3 protein-coding genes are annotated in these 4,586 nt (G+C 71.7%); 1 reads left to right on the top strand and 2 read right to left on the bottom strand.

What is annotated here, in order from left to right; genetic code table 11:
* Positions 1 to 2,681: type I polyketide synthase (locus ABT300_RS41650; RefSeq protein ID WP_502978104.1), on the bottom strand; the 2,681-nt coding region annotated here is incomplete at its 3' end.
* 285 nt (positions 2,682 to 2,966) lie between these two features.
* Positions 2,967 to 3,827 carry a 1,4-dihydroxy-6-naphtoate synthase gene (locus tag ABT300_RS41645; RefSeq protein ID WP_351687713.1) on the bottom strand — a complete coding sequence of 287 codons (861 nt, stop codon included), beginning with the start codon at positions 3,825 to 3,827 and terminating at the stop codon, positions 2,967 to 2,969.
* 250 nt (positions 3,828 to 4,077) lie between these two features.
* On the opposite strand from ABT300_RS41645, the gene ABT300_RS41640 reads away from it, so the two are divergent.
* A partial coding sequence (locus ABT300_RS41640) for a radical SAM protein (protein WP_351687710.1) occupies positions 4,078 to 4,586 on the top strand: 509 nt, incomplete at its 3' end.

Here is a 4,586-nt window from a genome sequence, read left to right as displayed (position 1 = left end):
ACGGCCGGCCAGTCGATCTCCGCGCCGTGGACGTGGAACTTCGCCATCGCCCGCAGGGCCGCCAGATGCTCGGAACCGTCCCTGCGCAGCATCGACGCGAACACCGCGTCGCCCGGGTCGTGGGTGTCGTCGGGGAGGCTGTTCTGTGCGAGTGCGGTGAGGGTGGAGTCCGGGCCGATCTCCAGGAAGCGGGTCACGCCCTCGCCTGCCAGCACGCCGATCCCGTCGGCGAAACGCACCGCCTCCCGCACATGCCGCACCCAGTACTCCGCCGACGCCAACTCGCCCTCCACCGCGAGCCGCCCCGACACGTTCGACACCAACGGAACCGACGCAGAACCGTAGGCGATACCCTCCGCGACCTCGCGGAAAGCCTCCAGCATCGGCTCCATCAACGGCGAGTGGAACGCATGCGACACCCGCAGAGCAGACGTCCGCCGACCTCGCGCCCTCAACTCCTCGACGACCTCGGCGACCGCCGCCTCGACGCCCGCGATCACCACCGCGCGCGGGCCGTTCACCGCGGCGACCGACGCCTCCGCCCCACGGCCCTCCAGCAGCGGCAGCACCTCCTCCTCGGCCGCCTCCACCGCCACCATCACACCGCCCGACGCCAACCCCTGCATCAGCCGACCCCGCGCCGCCACCAGCGCGCACCCGTCCTCCAGCGACAACACACCCGCCACATGCGCAGCCGCGATCTCACCGACCGAATGCCCCATCAGGAAGTCCGGACGCACCCCGAACGACTCCACCAGACGGAAAAGAGCCACCTCCACCGCGAACAACGCAGGCTGCGCCCACTCCGTGCGCTCCAGCAGCGCCACGTCCCCACCGAACACCACCTCCCGCAACCCGCCCCCCACCTGCCCGCACACCGCGTCGAACACCTCCGCGAACACCGGGAACGCCCCATACAACCCACGCCCCATCCCCACCCGCTGCGCACCCTGACCAGCGAACAAGAACGCCGTCCGACCACCCCGGCGAGCGGTCGCGGTGATGACGTCGGGTGAGGCGCCGTCGGCGGCGAGGACTTCGAGGCCCGCGGTGAGGGACTCGTGATCGACGCCGAGGACTACGGCGCGTTGTTCGAAGAGGGAGCGTCGAAGGGTCAGCGTGCGTGCGACGGCCAGGTCGTCGGTGTCCGGGTGCGTGCCGAGGTGGTCGAGGAGGCCGGCTGCCTGAGCTTTCAGGGCGTCGGCGGTCCGGGCGGAGAGGACCCACGGGATGACGGGCGGCGCCGTGGGTTCGGGTGTCGGGTCGGCGCCTTCCGGTTCCGTGGCCTCGGTTTCGTTCGGCGGGGTCTCCTCCAGGATGACGTGGGCGTTGGTGCCGGAGACGCCGAATGCGGACACGCCGGCCCGCCGCGGCCGGTCGCCGGGCGGCCACACGACGGGCTCGGTGAGGAGACGTACATGGCCCTCGGTCCAGTCGACCTTGGTCGTGGGCGCGTCGACGTGCAGAGTGCGGGGCAGGCGGGCGTGACGCAGGGCCATGATCATCTTGATGACGCCGCCGACGCCCGCGGCGGCCTGGGTGTGACCGATGTTGGACTTCAGGGAGCCGAGCCAGAGCGGGCGGTCCGCGGCGCGGTCCTGTCCGTAGGCGGCCAGGAGCGCCTGGGCCTCGATGGGGTCGCCGAGGGTGGTTCCGGTGCCGTGCGCCTCGACGGCGTCGACGTCCTGCGGGGAGAGCCCGGCGGAGGTCAACGCCTGGCGGATGACGCGCTGTTGGGACGGCCCGTTGGGAGCGGTGAGGCCGCTGCTCGCGCCGTCCTGGTTGACGGCTGAGCCGCGGACGACGGCGAGCACCTCGTGGCCGTTGCGACGCGCGTCGGAGAGGCGTTCCAGCAGGAGGACGCCCGCGCCCTCGCTCCAGCCGGTGCCGTCGGTGGCGTCGGCGAAGGACTTGCAGCGTCCGTCCGGCGCGAGTCCGCGCTGTCGGCTGAACTCCAGGAAGGTGACCGGGGTCGACATGAAGGCGACGCCGCCCGCGAACGCGAGGTCGCACTCGCCCTGCCGCAGCGACTGTACGGCGAGGTGGAGGGCGACGAGGGAGGAGGAGCACGCGGTGTCCACCGTGACAGCGGGCCCCTCGAAGCCGAAGGTGTAGGAGACGCGACCTGAGGCGATGCTCGCGGCGCTGCCGTTGCCGAGGTGGCCCTCGACGCCGGGGGGCGGCTCGGGGAACCGGGTGGCGTAGTCGTTGTACATGACTCCGGCGAACACTCCGGTGGCGCTTCCGCGCAGGTCGGCCGGGCGCAGGCCGGCGCGTTCGAGGGATTCCCAGACGATCTCGAGCAGGATGCGCTGCTGCGGGTCGGTGGCGAGGGCCTCACGCGGGGACATGCCGAAGAAGGCGGGGTCGAAGTCGGCGGCGTCGTGGAGGAAGCCGCCTTCCCGGGTGTAGCAGGTGCCGGGGTTGGCGGGATCGGGATCGTAGAGTGCGTCGAGGTCCCAACCGCGGTTGTCCGGGAAGGCGGAGACGCCGTCGGCGCCCGTGTCGACGAGGTGCCAGAGGTCTTCCGGCGTGCGCACCCCACCGGGGTAGCGACAGCCCATGGAGACGACGGCGATCGGTTCCGTCGCCCTGCCCTCGACCTGGCGCAACCGGGCGCGGGTGCGCTGAAGGTCGCTGGAGACTCGGGTCAGGAACTCGCGCAGCCTGTCCTCGCTCACGGATCGGTCTCCCTTCGGCGGCGGGGCACGCCGGCTCGCGGTGGGGCACGGGGCATCGGGGCGGCCCCGGCGCCTCCCGGGCGCCGGGGCCTGGTGAGGGCCGGCGTGCCGTCCGATGCCCTCGCGGAACGGGCCGCGGCGCTCCCGGCGCCAGGCCTGTCCCCAGGGCCGATTATGGGAAGGGTTGCGCCCGTTTCCGGCTGTGGTCCGGGCGGCTCTAAGAGAACTTCTAGCGTTGCCGGGCAGGCTGGAGACCGGCCGGGCATCGAGACCGCCGCCTGCGCTCTACAGGCGGAGGGTCGTCTCCAGTGCGTTCTCGGCGACGCGCGGCACCAGGCCGAGCTCGGCCGAGCGGTCCAGGAGAGTGCGCACGGCGTGCAGTCCGTCCTTGCCGAGCGCGGCGGTGAACTCGTTGACGTACAGGCCGATGTGCTGGTCGACGACGTCCGGTTCCATCTCCTGGGCGTGCTGGAGGACGTGGGCGCGGGAGGCGGCGGGGTCATCCCAGGCCGCGCGGAGCGAGGCGCGGATCGTGTCGGTGAGCCGACGCAGTACGGCTTCCCCCAGGGAGCGGCGGGCGACGATCGCGCCCAGCGGAATGGGCAGCCCGGTGCGCTTCTCCCACTCCTCGCCCATGTCTGCCGTGCAGTGCAGACCGTAGCGCCCGTAGGTGAAACGAGCTTCGTGGATGACGAGTCCGGCGTCGACGGCGCCGTCCCGGACGGCGGGCATGATCTCGTGGAACGGCAGGACGACGATCTCGCCGACACCGCCCGGTATCGCGTCGGCCGCCCAGAGCCGGAACAGCAGGTAGGCCGTCGAAGTGGTGCTGGGCACCGCGACGCGGGCGCCGGTCAGGGAGGCGGGCTCACCGGGCTCTGCCACCAGGACGAGGGGTCCGCAGCCATGACCGAGGGCGCCGCCGCAGGGCAGCAGCGCGTAGTCGGCGAGGATGCGCGGCAGCACGCCGTAGGAGACCTTCAGGACGTCCAGTTCGCCGCGTTCGGCGAGGCCGTTGGTGATGTCGATGTCGGCGAGGGTGAGCCGGGCGTCCGGCGCGTCGGGGAGCAGTCCCTCGGTCCAGGCGTGGAAGACGAACGTGTCGTTGGGGCAGGGCGAGTGCGCGAGAGTCAGGGGCTCCGTCATGGCCCGTCCTTCCTTGTTCTCCGGGGTACGGCGGCGATGCCCTCAGCAAAGCCGTTGCGGATGTGGGGTTTTCCCCAGACTGCCCTCCGCGAGGATGAGCGGGCCCCACCCGACGCGGCGTCGACGCCCGCCGGTTCCGCAGGGCGTCGCGGTCGCGCCCTGGGGCCGTCGACGCGGCACACCACGCCCATGCCACGTGCGCACCGTCACCACGCGTGCCGCCTGGCACTGAACGAGGAGGTTCCCGGCCATGGACGCTGGGCTCAAGCGCGAGCTGGAGGAGAAGGTCCTCTCCGGTGAGCGGCTGTCCCGCGAGGACGGCATCGCCCTGTACGAGTCGGACGACCTGGCGTGGCTGGGCGGACTCGCGCACGAGGTGCGCACCCGCAAGAACGGCGACGTGGTCCACTTCAACGTCAACCGCCACCTCAACATGACCAACGTGTGCACCGCTTCGTGCGCCTACTGCTCCTTCCAGCGCAAGCCGGGTGAGCAGGACGCGTACACGATGCGCATCGAGGAGGCCGTGCGTCTGGCCAAGGCGATGGAGAACGAGCACCTGTCGGAGCTGCACATCGTCAACGGCCTGCACCCGAACCTGCCGTGGCGCTACTACCCGCGGTCGCTGCGCGAGCTGAAGAAGGCGCTGCCCGGCGTCGGTCTCAAGGCGTTCACGGCGACGGAGATCCACCACTTCGAGACGATCTCCGGGCTGTCGGCGTCGGAGATCCTCGACGAGCTGATCGACGCGGGCCTGGA

This window comes from Streptomyces sp. NPDC001027 (assembly GCF_040299045.1).
Taxonomy (GTDB): Bacteria; Actinomycetota; Actinomycetes; order Streptomycetales; family Streptomycetaceae; genus Streptomyces.
Note: the sequence above shows the minus strand (reverse complement) of the source record. Positions and strands in the feature narration are given on the sequence as shown.